The sequence below is a fragment of the Pseudomonas eucalypticola genome (assembly GCF_013374995.1).
Classification (GTDB): Bacteria; Pseudomonadota; Gammaproteobacteria; order Pseudomonadales; family Pseudomonadaceae; genus Aquipseudomonas; species Aquipseudomonas eucalypticola.
The window spans coordinates 3,939,644-3,961,764 of the sequence record NZ_CP056030.1 but is presented as its reverse complement, the minus strand read 5'-3'; the positions used below and the strand labels follow the sequence as shown (position 1 = coordinate 3,961,764).

The window sequence follows — 22,121 nt, the reverse complement described above, 5'->3', positions numbered from 1 at the left end:
GACTGACCCATGGCGAAGAAACCCCGCACCGCGGCCTTTATCAACGACCCGTTGTGGTACAAGGACGCGGTGATCTACCAGGTACACGTCAAGTCGTTTTTCGATTCGAACAATGATGGTATCGGCGATTTTCCAGGCCTGATCGACAAGCTCGACTACATTGCCGAACTGGGCGTCAACACCATCTGGCTGTTGCCGTTCTACCCGTCGCCGCGCCGCGATGATGGCTATGACATCGCCGAATACAAGGCGGTGAGCCCCGACTACGGCACCATGGCCGACGCGCGGCGGTTCATCACCGAAGCCCACAAGCGCGGCCTGCGGGTGATCACCGAACTGGTCATCAACCACACCTCGGACCAGCACCCCTGGTTCCAGCGTGCCCGCCGGGCCAAGCCCGGGTCGCGCGCGCGGGATTTCTACGTGTGGTCCGACACCGACCAGAAGTACGACGGCACGCGAATCATCTTCCTGGACACGGAAAAGTCCAACTGGACCTGGGACCCGGTGGCCGGGCAGTACTTCTGGCATCGTTTCTACTCCCACCAGCCTGACCTGAATTTCGACAACCCCCAGGTGATGAAGGCGGTGCTGGGGGTCATGCGCTATTGGCTGGACATGGGCATCGACGGCCTGCGCCTGGACGCCATCCCCTACCTGATCGAGCGCGATGGCACGAACAACGAGAACCTGCCCGAAACCCACCAGGTGCTCAAGCAGATCCGTGCCGAGATCGACGCCAACTACCCCGACCGCATGCTGCTGGCCGAGGCCAACCAATGGCCGGAAGACACCCAGTTGTATTTCGGTGATGTATTCGGCGACAACGGCGATGAGTGCCACATGGCGTTCCACTTCCCGCTGATGCCGCGCATGTACATGGCCCTGGCCCAGGAAGACCGTTTCCCCATTACCGATATTCTGCGCCAGACCCCGGAGATCCCCGCGAACTGCCAGTGGGCGATTTTCCTGCGCAACCACGATGAGTTGACCTTGGAAATGGTCACCGACCGCGAGCGCGATTACCTGTGGAACTACTACGCCGCCGACCGCCGTGCGCGCATCAACCTGGGCATTCGTCGGCGCCTGGCGCCGTTGCTGGAGCGCGACCGTCGGCGCATCGAGTTGCTCAACAGCCTGCTGCTGTCCATGCCGGGTACACCGACCCTGTATTACGGTGACGAAATCGGCATGGGCGACAACATTTACCTGGGCGACCGCGATGGCGTCCGCACCCCCATGCAGTGGTCCATCGACCGCAACGGCGGTTTTTCTCGCGCCGACCCCGCCAGCCTGGTGCTGCCGCCGATCATGGACCCGCTCTACGGTTACCAGTCGGTGAACGTCGAGACCCAATCCAATGACCCTCACTCACTGCTCAACTGGACCCGGCGCCTGCTGGCCGTGCGCAAGCAACAGAAAGCGTTTGGCCGCGGCAGCCTGAAGATGCTGTCGCCCAGCAATCGGCGCATCCTGGCCTATATTCGCGAGTACACCAGCCCCGACGGCAAGAATGAACTGGTGCTGTGCGTGGCCAACGTTTCGCGCGCCGCTCAGGCCGCCGAGCTGGACCTTTCCCAGTACGCCGGCATGGTGCCGGTGGAAATGCTGGGGGGCAGTGCGTTCCCGCCCATCGGCCAACTGAACTTTTTGCTGACCTTGCCGCCCTATGGTTTCTACTGGTTTCTGCTGGCCACCGCAGCGCAGATGCCCAGCTGGCACGTTGAGCCGGCCCAGCCGCTGCCCGACTTCCTCACCCTGGTGTTGAAAAAACGTATGGAAGAGCTCCTGGAAGAACCGTCGCGCAGCAGCCTGGAAACCCAGGCCCTGCCGCAATACCTGCCCAAACGCCGCTGGTTCGCCGGCAAGGACACTGCCATCGATCAGGTACGGATTGCCTACGGCGTTCGCTTCGGCACGCCCACCAGCCCGGTGCTGCTCAGTGAAATCGAGGTGCGCAGCGGCGGTCAGGTCAGCCGCTACCAGTTCCCGTTCGGCCTGCTGGGTGAAGACCAGCCCAGCAGTGCCTTGCCCCATCAGTTGGCCTTGTCACGGGTGCGACGCAACCGCCAGGTGGGGTTGATCACCGATGCCTTCGTTTTGGAGAGTTTCATTCGCGCCGTGGTGCAGGGCTTCAAGGCCGGCACCGTGCTCACCTGCGAGGAGGGCAAGATTCACTTCGCTGCCACCCCCGAACTGGCACGTCTGAACCTGGCCGCCGAGCCTGAAGTGCGCTACCTGTCCGCCGAGCAGTCCAACAGCTCGGTAGTGGTGGGGGGCAGCATGGTGCTGAAGATGATCCGCCGGGTCAGTGGCGGCGTTCACCCGGAACTGGAAATGGGTGCCTACCTCACGGCCGCCGGCTTCGCCAATATCTCGCCGCTGCTGGGGTCGGTCAGCCGCGTCGATGACCATGGCGTGCCACACCTGTTAATGATCGCCCAGGGTTACCTGAACAACCAGGGCGACGCCTGGGCCTGGACCCAGAATAACCTGGAGCGGGCCATTCGCGACGAGCTGCAACTGGGCCACTCCGATCAGGAACAGCACTACAACGCGCTGGGCGAGCTGGCTGACTTCGCCGGCTTGCTGGGCCAACGCCTGGGCGAGATGCACCAGGTCCTGGCTGCGCCTACCGATAATCCCGACTTCAAGGCCAGCCCCAGCGGCAAGAAGGATGCCCAGGGCTGGAGCAGCAGTGTCAGCGCCCAGCTGGAGCGCGCCTTGCAATTGCTGGAGCAGCATTACCACGAGTTGGCCGAGGAAGACCGCGGTTTGGTCGACGACCTGCTCAAGCAGCGCACGTCGCTGCTCAGCCACATCGACCAGCTCAGCCAGCAAGCGGTGGGCGGGCTGATCATGCGCGTGCATGGCGACCTGCACCTGGGCCAGGTGCTGGTGGTGCAGGGCGATGCCTACATCATCGACTTTGAAGGCGAGCCGGCACGGCCGCTGGAAGAGCGCCGGGCCAAGTACAGCCCCTACAAGGACGTCAGCGGCGTGCTGCGCTCTTTCGACTACGCTGCCGCCATGGCCATGCGCAACGCCCAGGGTGTGGATGACCGCCCCGAAGCCGAGCAGGCCCGCCAGCGCGTGGGTAAACGTTATTTGCACGAAGCCCGCCATGCGTTCATCGAGGCCTATGGCCTGGCCACGGCCAGCCTGGCCCATGCCTGGCAGGACGCCGATGGTGAACGCGCGGCACTGGAGCTGTTCAGCCTGGAGAAGGCTTGCTACGAAATCGCATACGAAGCCGAGAATCGCCCGAGCTGGCTGGCCGTGCCTTTGCATGGGCTGTTCGGGTTACTGAGTACCAGGGGAGAGTAGTAAATGAACGCGCACAAGGAACAGGGCAAGGTCGGGGCTTTCCCGCCGAAGGCGGACATTGAGGCGCTGATCCGCGCCGACCACCGCGACCCGTTTTCGGTACTGGGCCCGCACGCCGATGGGGCGGGTGGGCAATATATTCGTGCGTACCTGCCCACGGCGCTCAGCGTGCAGGTGCTGGACAAAGACACCCAGCAAGAGCGCGGCTCCCTGGAACAGGGCGAGGTGCCGGGGCTGTTCGTCGGCCAATTCCCCGACCAGCGCCCGTACCTGCTGAAGGTGCAATGGGCCGGTGGCGAGCAGATCAGCGAAGACCCCTACAGCTTTGGTGAGCTGCTGGGTGAGATGGACCTGTACCTGTTCGCCGAAGGCAACCACCGTGACCTCAGCAGCGCCTTGGGCGCCCAGTGCGTGAACGTCGACGGGGTGCCCGGCGTGCGCTTTTCCGTGTGGGCGCCAAATGCGCGGCGGGTGTCGGTGGTGGGGGACTTCAACATCTGGGACGGCCGCCGCCACCCCATGCGCCTGCGCCACCCATCAGGCGTGTGGGAGATCTTCGTGCCGCGTCTGCAACCGGGCGAGACCTACAAGTACGAAGTGCTCAGCCACGACGGTGTCCTGCCGCTCAAGGCCGACCCCGTTGCCCTGCGCACCGAACTGCCGCCGTCCACCGCGTCCAAGGTGGCCCAGCCGCTCAGCCATGCCTGGGGCGACGAGGCCTGGATGCAGGCACGCGGCGAACACCACGGGTTGAACAAGCCGTTGTCGATCTACGAACTGCACGCCGGTTCCTGGCAATGCGAGATCAACGAAGAAGGCGAGGTGCGCAACTATAATTGGCACGAACTGGCCGACCGCCTGGTGCCTTATGTACAGCAACTGGGCTTCACCCACATCGAACTCATGCCGATCATGGAACACCCGTTCGGTGGTTCGTGGGGTTATCAGCCGCTGTCGCAGTTCGCGCCCTCGGCGCGTTATGGCAGCCCGGATGATTTCGCCGCCTTCATCGACCGTTGCCACCAGGGCGGCATTGGCGTGATCCTGGACTGGGTGCCGGCGCATTTCCCCACCGATACCCACGGCCTGGCCCGTTTCGACGGCACCGCCCTGTATGAATACGACAACCCGCTGGAAGGCTTCCACCAGGATTGGGATACGCTGATCTACAATCTGGGCCGCACCGAAGTGCACGGCTTCATGCTGGCCTCGGCGCTGCACTGGCTCAAGCATTTCCACGTCGACGGGCTGCGCGTGGATGCGGTGGCCTCGATGTTGTACCGCGACTATTCGCGCAAGGCGGGCGAATGGATTCCCAACCGCTACGGTGGCCGCGAGAACCTGGAAGCCATCGATTTCCTGCGTCACCTCAACGATGTGGTGGCCCTGGAGGCGCCGGGTGCGCTGGTCATCGCCGAGGAATCCACCGCCTGGCCGGGCGTCAGCCAACCCACCCAGCAGGGCGGCCTGGGCTTTGCCTACAAATGGAACATGGGCTGGATGCACGACACGCTTCACTACATCCAGAACGACCCGATCCACCGCACCCATCACCACAACGAGTTGAGTTTCGGGTTGATCTACGCCTATTCCGAACGCTTCATCTTGCCCATCTCCCACGACGAGGTGGTGCACGGCAAGCACTCGCTGATCGACAAGATGCCCGGCGACCGCTGGCAGAAATTCGCCAACCTGCGTGCCTACCTGACGTTCATGTGGGCGCACCCCGGCAAGAAACTGTTGTTCATGGGCTGCGAGTTCGGCCAATGGCGCGAGTGGAACCATGACAGCGAACTGGACTGGTACCTGCTCAAGCAGTCCGACCACCTGGGCGTGCAGAAGCTGGTGGGCGACCTCAACCGTCTGTACCGCGAAGCGCCCGCGCTGCATGACCAGGACTGCGTGCCCCAAGGCTTCCAGTGGTTGATTGGCGATGACGCGGCCAACAGCGTGTTCGCCTGGTTGCGCTGGAGCAAGGCAGGCGAGCCGCTGCTGGTGGTGGCCAACTTCACGCCAGTCCCGCGCGAAGGGTATCGCGTTGGCGTGCCCTTCGCCGAGCGCTGGGAAGAGGTGCTCAACAGTGACGCTGAGATCTACGCCGGTTCCAACTACGGCAACGGTGGCGCGGTGGCGACCGAACCGGTGCATAGCCATGGCCAGCCGCTCTCGCTGTCACTGAACCTGCCACCGCTGGCAGTACTCATCTTGCGGCCTGTGCAGTAGCTCGGGTCCGCTGTTAGCCGTCGAATCGCAACGGGGCTGCGGGCTGTTTCAACGCCTGCGGGTCCCGGTAGCGGCTGGCGAAGTGGTTGCCCGGCAGCTTCGCCTGGCCTGCGCCGAACAGCCGCTCGCGCAAGGTTTCCCCCGGCTCGTACGCGTGTCGGTAACGTCCGCGCCTGCGCAATTCCGGTACCACCAGTTCGATGAAATCGCGCGCTGTCTCGAAGGACATGAATTGGCGCAGGTTGATACCGTCGATGCCATCCTCATCCAGCCACTGTTCAATGCGGTCGGCGACCACTTGTGGCGTGCCTGCCACGAAAAAGTACCCCTGGTCCAGGCTGCCCATCCGGTCCAGGGCCTGGCCTACGGTTTCGTCCGGTGGAAAGTAGTCGAGAAACAGTGAGGCGAGTCTCTCTCGGCGGATGATGTTGGCCACCACCTCCTCGCGAGGGTAGGCCAGGAGGTCCACCGGCAGTTGGAAATGGGCCATGGACCCCTCGACGCTCAGGAGTTGCCCGTACGCGTGCAGTTTTTGCGCCACTTCCTCGTCGGTGCGCCCGGTGATGATCGAGGCCATGACCACAAATTTGATGCTATCTGGCTCGCGGCCATGGGCAACAGCCTTGTCGCGCATGGTCTGGATGTTGCGGCGGATGGTCTCGTGGCTCTTGCCGCCGGTGAACACCACCTCGGCATGGCGGCCGGCGAACTCGATACCCGCCGGCGAACCGGTGGCCTGGAACAGCACCGGCGTGCGCTGGCGCGACGGCTGGCACAAGTGCGGGCCGGCCACCTTGTAGTAGTCGCCCACATGGTCGATATAGCGCACCTTGGTCGGGTCTGTGTAGACCCGGTTCTCCCGGTCCTGGACCACCGCGTCGTCGTCCCAGCTGCCTTCCCACAGTTTGTACAGCACATCCAGGTATTCGTCGGCGATCTCGTAGCGCTGGTCATGGCGCACCTCGTCGTCATGGCCAAAGTTGCGCGCGGCGTTGGGCAGGTAGGAGGTGACGATGTTCCAGCCCACGCGCCCTTTGGTCAGGTGGTCCAGGGTGCTCATGCGCCGGGCAAAGGCGAAGGGCGGTTCGTAGGTGGTGGAGAAGGTCACCCCGAACCCCAGGTGGCGTGTGACCGCGGCCATGGCCGGGATCACCAGCATGGGGTCGTTGCTGGGGATTTGCATGCCTTCGCGCAGCGCCGTTTCGGGCCCGTTGCGGAACACATCGTAAGTACCGATCACATCGGCAAGGAAGACCGCATCGAAGCCGCCGGCTTCCAGCAGTTGTGCCAGTTCCGTCCAGTAGTCCAGGTCATTGAAACGGTGGCGGTTGTTGTCCGGGTGCACCCACAGGCCATGGGTGATGTGGCTGACGCAGTTCATTTCGAACAGGTTGACGTGCAGTTTTTTCAGGGTCATGGAAACAGTCCGGTGGTCAGAAGCGGTAGGACACGCCCGTGGTGACGCCAAAGCCGTCACCCACGTAGAAATTGTCCGAGTCCACGCCCTTGAGGTCGTAAGAGGTCTTGGAGGCGGTCACGTAGTGCTTGTCGGTCAGGTTGCGGGCGTCCAGGAATACGCTCCAGCGCTTGCTCGGCGCTTCGTAGCCGACCTTGGCGCCGAAAATGGTGTACTCCGGGGCTTTCACGGTGTTGGCGAAGTCCACGTAGTAGCTGGAGGCATGGTTGAGGTTGACCTCGCCATACCAGCCGCTGGGGTGCTGGTACTGCAGGGCACTCTGGTAAACCTGGCGTGGCAGACCCGGCAGTTGGTTGCCGCCGAAGGTGGCGTCGTGGCGGAAGTAGAAGTCGTTGACCGTGTAGGCTTGGCGCCACTTCACCGTGCTGCCGTTCCGGCCTGTCCACAGCAGCGTGCTCAGGCCTGCCTCGACGCCCTGGTGAATGGTGGGTGAGGCGTTGGTGTTGGAGACGATCTCGTTGGAGGTGGCGGTGGCATCGGCGATCACCGCTGACAGCAACTCGCCCTGCACCCACGAACGGTACACCGTGAAGCTGCCGTCGAAGATATCCTGGCTGCCGCGAACCCCCAGTTCCACCGTGTTGGCTTTCTGCGCATGCAGCGGCTGCACGTAGGGGTTGCTGACCGGCCCCGAGGAGTAGTACCAGGTCACCGGTGGGTCTATGGAGCGGCTGACGTTACCGAACAGTTGCACGTCCGGGGTCAGCGCATAGCGAATGCCGATCCGCGGGGCCAGGTTCCAGTCGTTGTAGTTGACCTCGCTGGGGAACTCGCTGGTATTGGCGTTGGTGGCATAGGTCACGCGCACATCGCGCTGGGTGTTGGCCAGCGACAACCCCGTGGTCAGCCAGGTACGGTCGGTCAGTTGCAGGTCGTTGCCTAGGGAGAACACGGTGTCTCGCGAGCCAGTGAAGTTGTTCTTCTGCACCAGCGCCCAGGTATCGGGATTGCGCACCCGCTCGTTGCCAGGCATCAGCACGGTGCTGCTGAAGCTCAGGGTGGTGTTGCTCGGCAGGCCGAACAGCGTGTCGCCCTTGCGCAGGTATCGCAGCGAGGTGGACAGGTCGGTGGAGTCCCATTGGCCAGGGTTGGCGTAGTAGTGCAGGCCGTCGGTCAAGGTGTAATGGTGGTAGCCCAGGCCCACCTCCAGCTTGGAGTTGTCGTCGAAGGTATAGGTGGTGGTGCTGCCCAGCAGGGTGGTGCCGGGCTTCTTGCGCACCCAGCGGTAATTGTTGGCGGTGGGGTCGTGCTTGATCTGGTATTTGGTCAGGGTGCTGGCGTTGGTGTTGTCTTCGTCGCGGTAGCGGAAGGTGAAGCGCGTTTCCAGTTTGTCGTTGAAGAGGTGGCCGAAGTTGCCCACCACGTCATTGCCGTGGTTGGCCGAGTCGTCCTGGTAGCCCTTGCGTTCGTTGTGCAGGATCGACAGGTAGTAATCACTGTCGCCGACCACGCCGCCGGTGCTCAGCTGTTCTTTCCTGTAGCCGAAGCTGCCGCCTTCCAGGCGTACGTAGTTCCCCGGCGAGGTGTAGCCTGTGTGGGTCACCATGTTGATGGCGCCACCCAGGGTAAGGGCGCTGTATTCGAAGGCATTGGCGCCCGACAGCACTTCGGTGTGGTCGACGGCGGCCATGTCCAGCAGGTCTTCCTGGGTACCCCCGGGGCCGGTCACGGGGATGCCGTCATACAGGTACTTGATGCCCAGCGCGTACCCGCCGTAGAAGGCGTTGATGCCCGACCCGCGAATCGACACCTTGGCCGCGCTCTGGCCACTGGTGGCCTGGGCATAGACGCCCGGCTGGAACGCCAGGACGTCTTCGGCAGTGGCGGCGCGGCCCTTTTCCACTTCCTTGTTGTCCACCACATGGGTGGCGCCGGCCACCTGGTTGAGGCGTTCCCTATCGGCCTGGGTGTCGGTCTGGGCGTGGCCGGTGACGACGACGGTGTCGAGGCTGGTGTCGGTGGCAGCCTGGACGTTGTTGAGCAACGCCAGCCCAGTGCTGACGGCCATGGCCAGGGAAAGTGTGCGTGCGTGAGGCCTGCGGGCGCTAGGGCGAGCCCGGTCATTCGTGTTCAATATCAATACCCCTGAGAGTCCAATGTCTGTGAGGAGCATCTATGTGAATAGTCTGGCTCTGGCAGGTCAGGAGCAAAAGCCGTACCACCTGTGCCAGAGCGGTTTTTCGCGGGTTTCACGGGCTGGTACTGGAGGTTGTGCGGCCAGTTTGTCCAACCACTGTTGGCCGCCCAACAGTGGTCTGCCGGCGGGATTGGTTCACCCGGCGCACAACTGTTGTCCGGGCAGGCGGGCTAATACTCGGCAAAGGCCTTGGTGATAATCCGGCCTTCCTGCTCAGAGGCGTCTGATAATGTCGAAACTGCGAATGGCCGAACTGATGCTGCTGATGGTGGCGTTGATCTGGGGTACCAGCTATGGCGTGGCCAAGAGCGCGCTGGTGTTCTACCCGGTACTGGGGTTTCTCAGCGTGCGCTTTCTGTTGACGTTTGTGCTGTTGCTGCCCTGGTTGCGCGGGCACGTGCGGGCGGCGTTGAAGCCGGGGGTGATGATGGGGAGCATCCTGCTGTCGATCTTCCTGGCGGAGACCTACGGCGTGGCGATGACCACGGCCAGTAACGCCGCTTTTCTGATCAGCCTGTGCGTGGTGCTCACGCCCTTGGTGGAATGGGCGATGTTTGGCCAGCGGCCCAGGGGTGAGACTTTCGGCTATGCGGGCCTGTCGTTGCTGGGGGCGCTGATGCTGACCGGGGCCCGTGATGTGGTGTTGAACCCGGGCGACTGGCTGATTCTGCTGGCGGCGTTGCTGCGCGCGCTGATGGTGTGCACCACGCGCAAGTTGCAACTGGGCACCCAGGTGCCGGCGCTGGCGCTGACGGCGGTGCAGGTCGGCGTGGTGGGCTTCGGCACCCTGGCTATCCTGCTGGTGACGACCGGTGGTGTGCCGGCCTTGCCGCTCCACCTGGCGTTCTGGAGTCAGACGGTTTACCTGGTGCTGTTCTGCACGCTGTTTGCGTTCTTCGCCCAGAACTTCGCCCTGCGCCACACCAGCCCGAGCCGTACGTCACTGCTGATGGGAGCCGAACCGTTGTTTGGCGCGTGCTTCGCGGTGATGTGGCTGGGTGAGCAATTGACGCTGGTCTCGTGGTGCGGCGGGGCGCTGATCGTGCTGGCCTCCTGGCTGGGCACCCGCCCTCCGAAAGTAGCCAAGGTGGCAGCGCCTGCCTGACCCCCGCATACCGCCGACCCGGCCAGGTCCGCCGTTACACGGACCAGCGTAGCAGCGGACCCGGCCGCGTCACTCGCACCGCGCCGCTTCAGGTACACCGCGTGCACCGCCAACGCGGCCAGGTCCGCTGCTACCTGGACCGGCGTACACGGACCGGCGTAGCAGCGGACCCGGCCGCGTCACTCGCACCGCGCAGCTTCAGGTACACCGCATGCACCGCCGACGCGGCCAGGTCCGCTGCTACAGGGGCGTCTGGCAGGCTTCGTCCACCAGTTCGATCCAGTGCCGCACCGGTGTGCGCCCGGCGCCGTCCAGGTGGGTCTGGCAGCCGATGTTGGCGGTGACGATGACATCCGGCTTGCCGGTTTCCAGGGCATTGAGGCGGTGGTCGCGCAGTTGTTTCGACAGGGTCGGCTGGGTGATTGAGTAGGTGCCCGCCGAACCACAACACAGATGCCCGTCGGGCACGGCACTGAGAGTAAAGCCCAGCCGCGCCAGCACGCCCTCCACCGCGCCACCCAGCTTCTGGGCATGCTGCAGTGTGCACGGACAGTGAAACGCCAGGCGCTGGTCGCTGTGCACGGCCAGCCCTTCAAGGGGCGCTTCGCGCAGCACTTCTACCAGATCTTTGGCCAGGGCGCTGACCCGCTGCGCCTTGGCGCCATAGTGCGGGTCGTCCTTGAGCAGTGCGCCGTATTCCTTGATGAATGCGCCGCAGCCGCTGGCCGTCTGCACGATGGCTTCGGCCCCGGCCTCGATGGCCGGCCACCAGGCGTCGATATTGCGCCGCGCCCTGTCCAGGCCCGTGCCCTGGGCATTCATGTGATAGTCCACGGCACCACAGCACCCTGCCTGGGGCGTCGCCACCAGGCTGATGCCGAGGCGGTCGAGTACCCGCGCGGCAGCGGCGTTGGTGTTGGGCGAGAAGCCCGGTTGCACGCAGCCTTCCAGGACCAGCATGCGCCGTGCATGCCGCGGTGCCGGGCGTTCCCCGGCAGCGCGCGGCTGGCGCGGCAGTTTGGCCTGCAGGCTACCGGGCAACAGCGGGCGCAGCCGTTGCCCAGCCTGGGTCAGGGCGCTAAACAATCCCGCGTGCGGCACCACGGCCCGCAGGGTGCCACGCAGCAGCCGGCTGCCCAGGGAGCGGGGTACCTGCTGTTCCAGGTAGTCGCGGCCAATGTCCAGCAAAGTATGGTATTGCACGCCCGAAGGGCAGGTGCTCTCGCAGTTGCGGCAACTCAGGCAGCGGTCCAGGTGGGTCTGGGTGGCGGCGGTGATGGGCGCGCCTTCGAGCATTTCCTTCATCAGGTAGATGCGCCCGCGGGGGCCATCCAGCTCATCGCCCAACAGTTGATAGGTAGGGCAGGTGGCGTTGCAGAAACCACAGTGCACGCAACTGCGCAGGACTTTCTCCGCTTCGGCGGCGCGTGGCAATAGCCGGGCCTGATCGCTGAGGTGGGTTTGCATGGTCAGAGCTCCGGGTACAGGCGGCCAGGGTTGAACAGGCCGTGGGGGTCGAGGCGTGCCTTGAGCTGGCGCTGATAGCGCAGCAACGCCGGGGCCAGCGGCTGGAAGGGACAATCCAGCACCCCGGGCGTAAAGCAGGTGGCATGGCCGCCCAGGGCGCTGACCCGGGCGCGGAGGTGATCGGCCTCGACGTCGGATTTCAGCCAGCGCTGGGCGCCGCCCCAGTCCAGCAACTGCTCACCGGGCAGGTCCAGCAGGTCTACGTTGAAGGGTAGCGACAGGCGCCACAGGGGGCGCGGATCGGCGAAGAAGGGCAAGCGATGCTCGCGCAGGTCGCGCCAGAACCCGGCATCGGCGCTGCGGCAGCCCAAGCGGTCGCTGGCCGCGGCGACGTTGGCTTCACCGCCCTCCAGGCGCAGGTGCAGCACCTGGCCGTCATGGCACGCGCCGCTGATGGGCAATGCCTGCTGGCCCCATTCGGTCAGGCGCTGCAAGGCGTCTGCAGGGCCGATGTCCAGCACCAGGCTGGCGCTGCAGCGTGGTTTGGGCAGGACTTTCAGCGATACGTCGGTGATCAGCCCCAGGCTGCCGAAGCTACCGGCCAGGAGCCGTGACAGGTCATAGCCGGCAACATTTTTCATCACCTCGCCACCAAAGCGCAGGTGCTGGCCCAACCCCGTGATGACCCGCGTGCCGAGGACGAAATCGCGTACCGCGCCGCTCCAGGGCCGTCGTGGCCCGGCCAGGCCGGCGGCGACCATGCCGCCCACGGTGGCCCTGCCGTTGAAGTCCGGTGGCTCGCACGGCAATGCTTGCCCTGCCTCGTCCAGGGTGGCCAGCAACTCGCTTACCGGCGTGCCGGCTCGCACCGTCACCACCAGTTCCGTAGGGTCATAGCTGACGATACCGCGCCAGGCCCGGGTATCCAGCGGCGTGCCAGCGGTGGGCCGGCCCAAAAAGGCCTTGGTGTCACCGCCATGAAGGCGCAGCGGTGTTTTACTGGCGATGGCCTGGTGCACGCCATCGAGCAACGTGTCCAGGCTCATCAGAAACGCTCCAGTTCAGGGAAGGGTACCTGGCCGTGGTGAATGTGCATGGCGCCGAACTCGGCGCAGCGGTGCAGGGTGGGGATGTTCTTGCCGGGGTTGAGCAGGCCGCCGGGGTCGAAGGCGGCCTTCACGGCGTGGAACAGGGTCAGTTCCTCGGCGTTGAACTGGCTGCACATCTGGTTGATTTTCTCGCGGCCCACGCCATGTTCGCCGGTGATGCTGCCGCCCACCGCCACGCACATCTCCAGGATCTTGCCGCCCAGGGCCTCGGCCCGCTCCAGCTCGCCGGGCAGGTTGGCGTCGAACAGGATCAACGGGTGCATGTTGCCGTCCCCGGCATGGAACACATTGGCCACCCGCAATTGGTATTCCGCCGACAGCGCGGCGATGCCCTTGAGTACTGCGGCCAGCTCCCGGCGCGGGATGGTGCCGTCCATGCAGTAGTAGTCCGGTGACAGCCGCCCCACGGCCGGAAAGGCATTCTTGCGCCCGGCCCAGAAGCGCACGCGCTCGGCCTCGTCGCGGGCCTGACGGACCTCGGTGGCCCCGGCGGCGTCGAGGATCTGCCGCACACGCTCGCAGTCTTCATGCACATCCGCTTCGACGCCGTCCAGTTCGCACAGCAAAATGGCCTCGGCGTCTACCGGGTAGCCCGCGTGGATGAAGTCTTCGGCGGCGCGAATGGCCAGGTTGTCCATCATCTCAAGGCCACCGGGAATGATCCCCGCGGCGATGATGTTGGCCACCGCCTGGCCGGCTTTTTCCACCGAGTCGAAGGCCGCCAGCAGCACCTTGGCCACGTGCGGGCGGGGGAGCAGCCTGACGGTGACTTCGGTCACCACCCCCAGCAGGCCTTCGGAACCGGTGAACAACGCCAGCAGGTCGAACCCCGGGCTGTCGAGGGCGTCACTGCCCAGGGTCAACGGCTCGCCGTCGACCGTCAGGACCTGAAGCTTGACCAGGTTGTGCACGGTCAAGCCATACTTGAGGCAGTGCACGCCGCCGGCGTTTTCGGCGACGTTGCCGCCGATGGAGCAGGCGATCTGCGACGACGGGTCAGGGGCGTAATACAGGCCATGGGGGGCCGCCGCCTGGGAGATGGCCAGGTTGCGCACCCCTGGCTGTACACGGGCGGTACGGGCGCAGGGGTCGATGTCGAGGATCTGATTGAACCGTGCCATCACCAGCAGCACGCCCTGGGCCAGCGGCAACGCGCCGCCGGACAAGCCAGTACCCGCGCCACGGGGCACCACGGGCACCTGGCGCTGGTGGCAGATACGCAACAGCGTCTGAACTTCCTCCAGATGGCGGGGCAGTGCCACCAGCAGCGGCGTGGTGCGGTAGGCGGACAGCCCATCGCACTCATAGGGCTTGAGGTCCTCGGCGCGGTACAGCAGGTCAAGGGCCGGGAGTGCCGTGGTCAGGGCATTGATCAAGCCCTGCTTGTCGACCGCGGGCAGGGCGCCGTCCAGCCGATCGTCGTGGAGAATGTTCATGGCCAGGCTTCTTGTTTTTAGGGTTGCCTTGATACTTAGACCGTCTGCAGCCTGGCGTCCAGTCGGCGCTTTCTAATATTCACCCATGCCAACACCGATACCACCCACCCTGCTCACTCACCTGCAACGACGTCTGGTACAACTCGGACAGCCGCTCGCTGGTCAGCACCTGCGCCTTGGGCCCATCGGCGATCACTTGCCCCTGCTGGATCAGCACCACGCGCTCGATCTCGGGAATGATTTCATCGATGTGGTGGGTGGTGATGATCATGGCGCGGTCATCGTGGCAGAAGTCGCGCATCAGGCTCAGCAGGCTCATGCTGGCGCCCATGTCCAGGCCGGCGGTGGGTTCGTCGAGGATCAGCGCGCGGGGATTGTGCACGAGGGCGCGGGCCAGCAGCAGGCGGCGTTTCTGGCCGGTGGACAAGCGCTGGAACATGCGCTGCTCATCGATCTGCATGCCCAGCTGGCCCAGCAGTTCGCGGGCGCGGGCGGTCTGCTCGGCGTCGGGGCGCAGGTGGGCGTGGGTGCCCATGGCGCCGAAGAAGCCGGAGATCACCACGTCCAGGGCCGACGTGTAGGGGGTGTAGTCTTCCTGCATGTCCTGGGACACGAAGCCGATCTTGGCGCGCAGGTCCCACAGGTTGAAGGTTTCATGGCCGAACAGGCGCAAATAGCTGCCGGGCCGCTCCACTGGGTAGAGCTCGCGGTTGATCAGCTTCAGCAGGGTACTTTTGCCGGCACCGTTGGGGCCGAGGATAGCGACCCGCTCGTTGTAGCCGATGTGCAGCGACAGCTGGTCGAAGACACGGTTTTCCTGCTGGAAGGCGGTAACCTGGTTCAACTCGATCATGGTGGCCCTTAGTGCGTGTTCAAGGTGGCCGACATTGAAGCAATCAGCCACCGCGATTGCAATCGGCCCGCATCCCCGGCCTACCGGTAACCTTGCGCCTGAATGTCGAACAGTTCGGCGTAGCGGCCGCCGCCTGCGATCAGTTGCTCGTGGTTGCCCTGTTCGGCAATGCGGCCCTGGTCCAGCACGATGATATGGTCGGCGCTGCGCACGCTGGAAAAACGGTGGGAGATCAGCAGAGTCATGCGGCCCTTGGCGTACTCGCGGAAATGCTCGAATACTGCCGCTTCGGCGCCCGCGTCCAGGGCAGCGGTGGGTTCGTCGAGGATGAGGATGTCGGCATCACGGCGCATGTAGGCCCGCGACAGAGCCACTTTCTGCCATTGGCCACCAGACAGTTCCTGGCCGCCCACGAACCAGCGGCCCAGTTGCGTGCCATAACCCTCGCTCAGGCGCTCGATGAACTCGGCCGCGATACCTTGCGCCGCCGCCTCGGACCAGCGCTCGCGGTCATCGAAAGCCGTGACGTCACCCACGCCGAGGTTCTCGCCAACGGTCATCTGGTAGCGGATGTAGTCCTGGAAAATGACCCCGATGCGCTGGTGCAGGGCCTGCTCGTCCCAGTCCTGCAGGTCGCTGCCATCGAGCAGGATGCGGCCCTGGCCGGGCGTGTACAGGCGCGTCAGCAGCTTGATCAAGGTGGTCTTGCCCGAACCGTTTTCGCCCACCAGGGCCAGGCTTTTGCCCGGTGCCAGGTGCAAGTCGATGGCACTGAGGGTGTCCCGGGACGCGTCCGGGTAGCGAAAGCCCAGGTTTTCGCAGCGCAGCCCGTCACCCGGCCGGACGCCTGCCGTGAGGTGGCCCCGGGGTTGCACACCCTCATGCGCCAGGTATTCGTAAAGGTCGGACAGGTACAGGCCATCTTCGTACAGCCCGGCAATGGCCGCGAGGCTGGCGGTGATAGCACTCTGGCCCTGCTTGAACAGCACCAGGTACATGGTCATCTGGCCCAGGGTCGTACGGCCCTGGACAGTGTCCAGCACCACCCAGGCATAGGCCAGGTAGAACGCGGCCGTGCCCAGCAGCCCCAGGGCGAAGCCCCAGCCGTCGCGGCGCAGGGTCAGGCGGCGGTCTTCGGCATACAGGCGGCTGAAATTGTCACGGTAGCGTTGCAGCAGCAACGGTGCCAGGCCGAACAGCTTGACCTCCTTGGCATGGGCTTCCTGGGACAGCAGCGCTTCCAGGTAGCCCTGCTGGCGGGTCTCGGGCGCGCGGCGCTTGAACAGGCGGAAAGCGTCCCCGGAAAAATGCGCCTCGGCAAAAAACACCGGCAGGGCGCCCAGCACCAGGATGGCCAGGGCCCAGGGCGAGAAATGCACCAGCAGCACCGCAAAGCTGATCAGCGAGATGAGGTTCTGCACCAGCCCCAGGCCCTTGGTCACCAGCCCCAGGGGGCGGGTGGACGCGTCGCGGCGCACCCGCACCAGCTTGTCGTAGAACGCCGAGTCCTCGAATTGCAGCATGGACAGGGTCTGGGCTTTTTCCAGGATCAGCAGGTTGACCTTCTGGCCCAGTTGCACCCGCAACAATGCCTGTTGCACCGACAAGCCCCGTTGGGCCGCGGCCAGCAAGGCCAGCACCCCGGCTTCGGCCAGCACGTAGCGCAGCACTGGCCACACCGGCGCCTGGGCGCCGCTGGCGTGCACTTGCATGGCCTGCACCACCGCATCGACGATGCGTTGGCCGATCCACGCAGCCAAGGCCGGCAGTACACCAGCGGCCAGGGTAGCCACGATCAGGCCGATGAACAGCAGGCGCGAGGTGCCCCATACCAATGTCACGGCACGCCCTGCCTGGACGCTGAAGGTGCTGAGGCGGTTGAACAAAGGCATGGTCGGGCGTTGTCCGGGGCGGGTGGCTGGCCATTGTGCCAGTTCAAGCGTCCATTCAGCCAATCCTTGCTGGCACCTGGCTTGCGTGAAGCGCTCACCTGATCCGCGGCGGCGTGCCTGGCAACCCGTTAGACCCGGGCGAAGCTCGGGAAGAGGGCTGCCAGATCGGCCGCGTTGCCTGCGGATGCTTCAAGTACTACGCGTCACGCCGCAGATAGGGCGTGGGCTCCAACTCCCACTCAGCCTCCCAACCCTGCAGATACCCCAGGTGCCCCGCGAACTCTTCGGCAAACACATGCGCCACGATACGCGAAGCCAGCCGCTCGGCTGCTGCGCTGATCGCCGGTATATCCGAAGCCAACGCGCCGAAGCTCAAGCTCGCGGCGTGGTTTAGCAGGTGCACGCGGTTGAGCGGGCCGGGGGCTGCATTGCGCTCCTGCAACTCGAAACCATCTCCCAGCCACGGGTACAACCCCAGGTGGGACCGTCGCCCGACACGTGCCGGTTCAAAGCGATCGCGCCACAGGGCGACGCGCTCGGCCACCTCGGCGAACAGTGGGGCATGGGCCAGGTCCACGCGAAAACCGGTACCCACGATCAGGAAGTCGGCATGGTCGGTGTGCTCGGCCAGTTGCAAGCGCACCTGGCCGTCGGCTTCACGCACGTCCTGCAAGCGGGACGCCAAGTGCAAGGTGAAGCGCTTTCCTCCCGCCGCCAGGGTGCGCAACACGGTTTCGTGGGGCGGCGGCGGCGGGGTATCGTCGAGGTAGCTGGCCAGCGCCCATTGCTGTTCGGGCGCAAGGCTGTGCCAGCCCTCGACGAAGCCCGGGTAGGTGGACGCTCGTGCCTTGTTGATCTGCGGGAGCCAGGCCCTACGGGCGTACATTGTCACCTGGGCCGCGCCATGTTCCAGGGCCGTGGCCGCGTTGTCCCAGGCCGATGACCCCGCGCCGATCACCGCCACCCGCCGCCCCGCCAGCGCGGTGAAGTCCACCGGGTCGCAGGTGTGGGCCGCCAGGCGCGGGAACAGCCGCGCATCGATGAAGGCCGGTATGCTCGGCCCGCCGGCCCCGGCGCGGCCGTTGGCGATGACCAGGCGCCGTGCCCGCACCTGGTCGCCATCGGCGCGTTTGAGCGTGACGCCCTTGGCGTCGACGGCAAAGGTGCTGATGGCCGTGTCATGCTCAATTGGCAAGTCGAACGCTTCGGCGATCCAGTTCAGGTAGTCCTGCCAGGTGCCGTTGGGGATCTTGTACAACTGCTCCCAGGCCTGCGCGCCATGCACCGCCTCATACCAGGCGCGAAAGGTCAGGGCGCGAATGCCCAGTGCCAACCCAGGTAATTCCTTGGGCGAGCGCAGGGTAGGCATGCGCGCGTAGGTGGTCCAGGGACCGCTGTGGCCTCTGGGGCTGTCATCGAACAGGCGAAGGTTGTCGATGCCCTTGAGCCGCAGTGCCACGGCGGCCGCAATGCCGAACATGCCGGCGCCGATGATCGCCACCTCGGCGATGTCGCTGCTGCCCGCCGGGGTGCCCAGGCTGGGCCACGGGTTGGCCGGCAGGCGCAGGTAGGCCAGTTCTTCATGCAGGCGCTGGGTGGCCAGGGCGTTGGTGGCGCGTTGAGTGTTCAATGGGTATGACCTCCGAGATAAGCCTGGACGATGCGCGGGTCCGCCGCCACCTGCTGCGCTGGGCCTTCCAGGGTAATGCGGCCGTTGTCCAGCACCGCGGCATGATCCGCCACCCGCAGGGCAGCGCGGGCATTCTGTTCCACCAGTAGCACGGTAAGACCGTTGGCGCGGATCCGCTCCACCAACTGGAAGATTTCACTGACCACCCGAGGGGCCAGTCCCAGCGAGGGCTCATCCATCAACAGCAAGCGCGGCCTGCGCATCAGCGCACGGCCAATGCACAGCATCTGCTGTTCACCGCCCGACAGCGAACCGGCCAGTTGTTCCAGGCGCTGGCCCAGCACTGGGAAAAGCCCGAGTACGTAGTCCAACTCGGCCAGACCCTGGGGGCCGCCGCCGATGATGAGGTTCTCGCGCACCGTCATGGTGGAAAAGATCTGCCGGCCTTCCGGGGTCTGCAGTACACCCCGGGCGACGATAGCGTGGCTAGGCAGGCCGGCGATGTTTTCACCACCTAGCAGAATGCGCCCGCTGCTAGGCTTGTAGATGCCGGAGATAGCACGCATGAGCGTGGTCTTGCCCGCGCCGTTGGCGCCCAGCACGGCAATGATGCTGCGCTCCGGCACAGCCAGGTCGATGCCATGCAGAATGTCGTGGGTTCCCAGGTTGATGCGCAGCGCCTGGATATCGAGAATGTTCATGGCTCATCCGCCCCCAGGTAGGATTCCAGTACAGCGGCGTCGCTGCGGATCGCGGCGGGCTGGCCGTCGGCGATCTTGCGACCCGAGGCCAGCACCATGATGCGTTCGCAGATCGACATCACCAGGTTCATGTCGTGTTCCACCAGCATCACGCTCAGCCCGTCGGCGTTGAGTTGGCGAATGAAGGCCGCCAGTTGCGCGGTTTCGGTGTCATTGAGGCCGGCGGCCGGCTCATCGAGCACCAGCAAGCGCGGCTGCATGGCCAGTGCCCGGGCGATTTCCAGGTACTTTCGCTGGCCGTAGGACAGGTTGGCGGCCAACTGGTCGGCCAGGTGCGCCAGGCCCACCCGTTCCAGTGCCTGCCAACTGCGCTCGGAAATCTGCCGGGCGCGCTGGCGGTCGCCCAGCAGCGTTGCCCTCAAGCCATGACCGATAACACCGGTGGCGGCCACCGACGTGTTGTCGAATACGGTCATGTTGGGAAACACCCGCAGGTTCTGAAACGTGCGCGACAGCCCCAGGCGCGCGACCTTGTGCGGCGCCTGGCGCGTGATGTCATGGCCATTGAAATGCACCGTGCCGGCGCTGGCGGGCACGAAGCCGGTCAACAGGTTGAACAGGGTGGTCTTGCCGGCGCCGTTGGGCCCGATCAGCCCCACCAGTTCGCCCTCGGCGACATGGCCGGACACCTGGTCCACGGCCGTCAGGCCGCCGAAACGGCGGGTGAGGTCGTTGAATTCGAGCAGTTTCATTTCCATCCCACCTTTTTGCCACCTTCGGTTTTCCAGGCCCCCCCCAGCGCCCCGCGCGCCAGTGATAGCGCCGATACCTCACCGCATAGCCCCTTGGGCAGGAAGACGATGGAAAGGAACATGACGACGCCGACGATGATGTTGCGCAGGTCGCCGAAGCCGCGCAGGGCCTCGGGCAGCAGCACCAGCAACACCGCACCCAGCAGGGCGCCGGGCAGGCTGCCCAGGCCGCCGACTACCACCATCGCCAGCACCAGGATGGTTTCGGAAAACCGGAAGTCGTTGGGTGACACGTACCCGGTGGTATAGGCCCACAACGCCCCGGCGATGCCAGCGAAGAAGGCGGCCACCGTAAACACCTGGATCTTGAGCCGCACGGTGTCGATGGCCATGGCGGCGGCGCACTGGTCATCCTCGCGCAGCGCACGCAGGGCATTGCCGTAGTAGGAATGGCTAAGCCGGTGAATCACCGCCACCGACAATGTCACCGTGGTGGCGACCACGAAGTAGATACCGTTATTGCCGGTGATCTCCAGGCCGAACAGGTCCATGGGTGAGAACAGTGTGACGCCGTTGGGGCCGCCGGTCACAGGGACCCAGTTCATCAGCACCAGGTAGATCATCTGGCCGATGGCCAGGGTGGCTACGGCGAAGTAGATGCTGACCAGGCGCATGGTGGGCAGGGCCACCAGCAGGGCGATCAGCGCTGACCCCAGGCCCGCCAGGGGCAGGGCCAGCCAAAACGGCACGTGCCAGGTCACCCCGGCCAGCGCCGCGACATAGGCGCCCACCCCGTAGAATGCTGCCTGGCCCAGGTGCAACAGGCCGGCGACGCCCGACACCAGATGCAGGGAGGCCGCCAGCAGGGCGAATATCAGGACCAGGCAGGCCAATTGGTAGCCATAGCCGCCGCCATGCAGGTACAGTCCGGCCGGCACCAGGCCGAACACCAGCAACAGCAAGGCCATGAGGGGCCAGCGGGAAAAAAGACGGTCAGACACGCTCGCGCCCTCCGCCAAACAGGCCGCGGGGGAAGAACACCAGCGTTACGATCAGGAACAGGTACGGCACCATGTCGGCCCAGGCCGAGGGCATGAAGGTGGTCGCCATGCTTTCTGCCACGCCCAGGATCAACGCACAGGCCACGGCACCGGGAATCGACACCAGCCCGCCCATGACCATGGCCACGAACGCCTTGATGCCGGGTGCGAAACCCATGGAGGGATACACCGAGCCGTAGTACAGGCTGACCAGCAGGCCCGCCACCGCGCCCATCAGGGAGCCCAGCACGAAGGTGGAGACGATGGTGCGGTCGATATTGATGCCGCTGTACTTGGCGCCCAGCGGGTTGTTGGACACGGCGCGAATGGCCAGGCCCATGCGGGTTTTCTTCAACAGCAGTTGCAGGCCCACCAGCAGCACGGCCGATACCCCGAAGATCACGATGTCACCGCTGACGATGGTGATACCTGCGAAAACGATAGGGGTATTGAGCAGGTAATGGGCAGGCACCGGTTGCATTTGCGAACCCATGGCCAGTTCCAGGCCCTCGCGTACGATGATCGATATTGCCAGCGATGACATCAGGGTCGATTCGCGCATGGCTCGCGATTTCAGTGAAGCCTCGTCGGCGAACCGACGCAACGGCTTGAACGCCACGCGTTCCAGGCCCAGGCCAGCCAGCGCACCCACCACCGCCACCAGCAGGATGATCGCGGCGAGCGGAGGGGAGGAGGCGCCAATCAAAAACAGCCCGGCCACAGCGCCGACGGTATAGACCTCGGAATGGGCGAAGTTGACCGCGTTGAGCACCCCGAAAATCAGCGTGAAACCAATAGCCACCAAGGCATAGATCATCCCTTGGGATAAACCGATGACCAGTTGCTGTAGATAATATGAATCAATCACCAAGACCGCCTTCAACAGCCAAGGTAGTTCAAGCCGTCAGAGGCAGCCCGGACGACTTGAAGAACCGTTTATTTAACCGGGCAGGCAACGTTGAAGTTGGCATG

Annotated in this window: 15 protein-coding genes; 3 read left to right on the top strand and 12 right to left on the bottom strand. The window is 64.8% G+C overall.

Annotated features, from left to right (window positions below; translation table 11 throughout):
- Positions 1 to 9 precede the first annotated feature (9 nt).
- On the top strand, positions 10 to 3,327 hold the full coding sequence (gene treS / locus HWQ56_RS17480; RefSeq protein ID WP_176571299.1) for a maltose alpha-D-glucosyltransferase: 3,318 nt from the start codon (positions 10 to 12) through the stop codon (positions 3,325 to 3,327).
- 3 nt (positions 3,328 to 3,330) lie between these two features.
- Positions 3,331 to 5,550, top strand: coding sequence for a 1,4-alpha-glucan branching protein GlgB (gene glgB, locus HWQ56_RS17475; RefSeq protein WP_158157311.1), 2,220 nt, complete (start codon positions 3,331 to 3,333; stop codon positions 5,548 to 5,550).
- Positions 5,551 to 5,563: 13 nt separating this feature from the next.
- Here glgB and HWQ56_RS17470 read toward each other — a convergent pair whose 3' ends face one another.
- Both HWQ56_RS17470 and HWQ56_RS17465 read right to left on the bottom strand, forming a co-directional pair.
- The gene (locus tag HWQ56_RS17470) at positions 5,564 to 6,967 is read right to left on the bottom strand and encodes an LLM class flavin-dependent oxidoreductase (protein ID WP_176571298.1); all 1,404 of its coding nucleotides are present in this window, start codon (positions 6,965 to 6,967) and stop codon (positions 5,564 to 5,566) included.
- 16 nt (positions 6,968 to 6,983) lie between these two features.
- Complete coding sequence (locus HWQ56_RS17465; protein ID WP_176571297.1) at positions 6,984 to 9,035, bottom strand: TonB-dependent receptor family protein; 2,052 nt, start codon at positions 9,033 to 9,035, stop codon at positions 6,984 to 6,986.
- Between the two features lie 358 nt (positions 9,036 to 9,393).
- Here HWQ56_RS17465 and HWQ56_RS17460 point away from each other — a divergent pair, with 358 nt between their 5' ends.
- Positions 9,394 to 10,269: a DMT family transporter gene (locus HWQ56_RS17460; RefSeq protein WP_245217773.1), complete on the top strand. Its 876-nt coding sequence runs from the start codon at positions 9,394 to 9,396 to the stop codon at positions 10,267 to 10,269.
- 240 nt (positions 10,270 to 10,509) lie between these two features.
- Here HWQ56_RS17460 and glcF read toward each other — a convergent pair whose 3' ends face one another.
- The 10 genes from glcF to HWQ56_RS17410 form a co-directional block, all read right to left on the bottom strand.
- Positions 10,510 to 11,736 carry a glycolate oxidase subunit GlcF gene (gene glcF, locus HWQ56_RS17455; protein ID WP_176571296.1) on the bottom strand — a complete coding sequence of 409 codons (1,227 nt, stop codon included), beginning with the start codon at positions 11,734 to 11,736 and terminating at the stop codon, positions 10,510 to 10,512.
- A gap of 2 nt (positions 11,737 to 11,738) precedes the next feature.
- Positions 11,739 to 12,782, bottom strand: coding sequence for a glycolate oxidase subunit GlcE (gene glcE / locus HWQ56_RS17450; RefSeq protein WP_176571295.1), 1,044 nt, complete (start codon positions 12,780 to 12,782; stop codon positions 11,739 to 11,741).
- On the bottom strand, positions 12,782 to 14,281 hold the full coding sequence (gene glcD / locus HWQ56_RS17445) for a glycolate oxidase subunit GlcD (protein WP_176571294.1): 1,500 nt from the start codon (positions 14,279 to 14,281) through the stop codon (positions 12,782 to 12,784). Before glcD ends, glcE begins: the two co-directional genes overlap by 1 nt.
- 79 nt (positions 14,282 to 14,360) lie before the next feature.
- Entirely contained in the window at positions 14,361 to 15,134 is a 774-nt protein-coding gene (locus HWQ56_RS17440) for an ABC transporter ATP-binding protein (protein WP_176571293.1), read from the bottom strand.
- An 80-nt stretch (positions 15,135 to 15,214) separates the two neighbouring features.
- Positions 15,215 to 17,026, bottom strand: coding sequence for an ABC transporter ATP-binding protein (locus tag HWQ56_RS17435; RefSeq protein WP_176571292.1), 1,812 nt, complete (start codon positions 17,024 to 17,026; stop codon positions 15,215 to 15,217).
- A gap of 196 nt (positions 17,027 to 17,222) precedes the next feature.
- Positions 17,223 to 18,656 carry an NAD(P)-binding domain-containing protein gene (locus tag HWQ56_RS17430; RefSeq protein WP_176571291.1) on the bottom strand — a complete coding sequence of 478 codons (1,434 nt, stop codon included), beginning with the start codon at positions 18,654 to 18,656 and terminating at the stop codon, positions 17,223 to 17,225.
- A complete protein-coding gene (locus tag HWQ56_RS17425; protein WP_158157295.1) occupies positions 18,653 to 19,357 on the bottom strand; it encodes an ABC transporter ATP-binding protein in 705 nt (234 codons plus the stop codon). The genes HWQ56_RS17430 and HWQ56_RS17425 overlap by 4 nt, the downstream gene beginning before the upstream one ends.
- Positions 19,354 to 20,109: an ABC transporter ATP-binding protein gene (locus HWQ56_RS17420; RefSeq protein ID WP_158157294.1), complete on the bottom strand. Its 756-nt coding sequence runs from the start codon at positions 20,107 to 20,109 to the stop codon at positions 19,354 to 19,356. The genes HWQ56_RS17425 and HWQ56_RS17420 overlap by 4 nt, the downstream gene beginning before the upstream one ends.
- The gene (locus HWQ56_RS17415) at positions 20,106 to 21,110 is read right to left on the bottom strand and encodes a branched-chain amino acid ABC transporter permease (protein WP_245217772.1); all 1,005 of its coding nucleotides are present in this window, start codon (positions 21,108 to 21,110) and stop codon (positions 20,106 to 20,108) included. Before HWQ56_RS17415 ends, HWQ56_RS17420 begins: the two co-directional genes overlap by 4 nt.
- Positions 21,103 to 22,017, bottom strand: a complete 915-nt coding sequence (locus tag HWQ56_RS17410) for a branched-chain amino acid ABC transporter permease (protein ID WP_158157292.1) — start codon at positions 22,015 to 22,017, stop codon at positions 21,103 to 21,105. The genes HWQ56_RS17415 and HWQ56_RS17410 overlap by 8 nt, the downstream gene beginning before the upstream one ends.
- Between the last annotated feature and the right edge of the window lie 104 nt (positions 22,018 to 22,121).

Excerpts from the sequence above, each read along its gene's own strand:
- HWQ56_RS17470 (WP_176571298.1), bottom strand. The coding sequence starts at position 6,967 with ATGACCCTGAAAAAACTGCACGTCAACCTGTTCGAAATGAACTGCGTC.
- HWQ56_RS17420 (WP_158157294.1), bottom strand. The coding sequence starts at position 20,109 with ATGAAACTGCTCGAATTCAACGACCTCACCCGCCGTTTCGGCGGCCTG.
- HWQ56_RS17425 (WP_158157295.1), bottom strand. The coding sequence starts at position 19,357 with ATGAACATTCTCGATATCCAGGCGCTGCGCATCAACCTGGGAACCCAC.
- glgB (WP_158157311.1), top strand. The coding sequence starts at position 3,331 with ATGAACGCGCACAAGGAACAGGGCAAGGTCGGGGCTTTCCCGCCGAAG.
- glcE (WP_176571295.1), bottom strand. The coding sequence starts at position 12,782 with ATGAGCCTGGACACGTTGCTCGATGGCGTGCACCAGGCCATCGCCAGT.
- HWQ56_RS17465 (WP_176571297.1), bottom strand. The coding sequence starts at position 9,035 with ATGGCCGTCAGCACTGGGCTGGCGTTGCTCAACAACGTCCAGGCTGCC.
- HWQ56_RS17440 (WP_176571293.1), bottom strand. The coding sequence starts at position 15,134 with ATGATCGAGTTGAACCAGGTTACCGCCTTCCAGCAGGAAAACCGTGTC.
- glcF (WP_176571296.1), bottom strand. The coding sequence starts at position 11,736 with ATGCAAACCCACCTCAGCGATCAGGCCCGGCTATTGCCACGCGCCGCC.
- HWQ56_RS17460 (WP_245217773.1), top strand. The coding sequence starts at position 9,394 with ATGTCGAAACTGCGAATGGCCGAACTGATGCTGCTGATGGTGGCGTTG.
- HWQ56_RS17435 (WP_176571292.1), bottom strand. The coding sequence starts at position 17,026 with ATGCCTTTGTTCAACCGCCTCAGCACCTTCAGCGTCCAGGCAGGGCGT.
- glcD (WP_176571294.1), bottom strand. The coding sequence starts at position 14,281 with ATGAACATTCTCCACGACGATCGGCTGGACGGCGCCCTGCCCGCGGTC.
- treS (WP_176571299.1), top strand. The coding sequence starts at position 10 with ATGGCGAAGAAACCCCGCACCGCGGCCTTTATCAACGACCCGTTGTGG.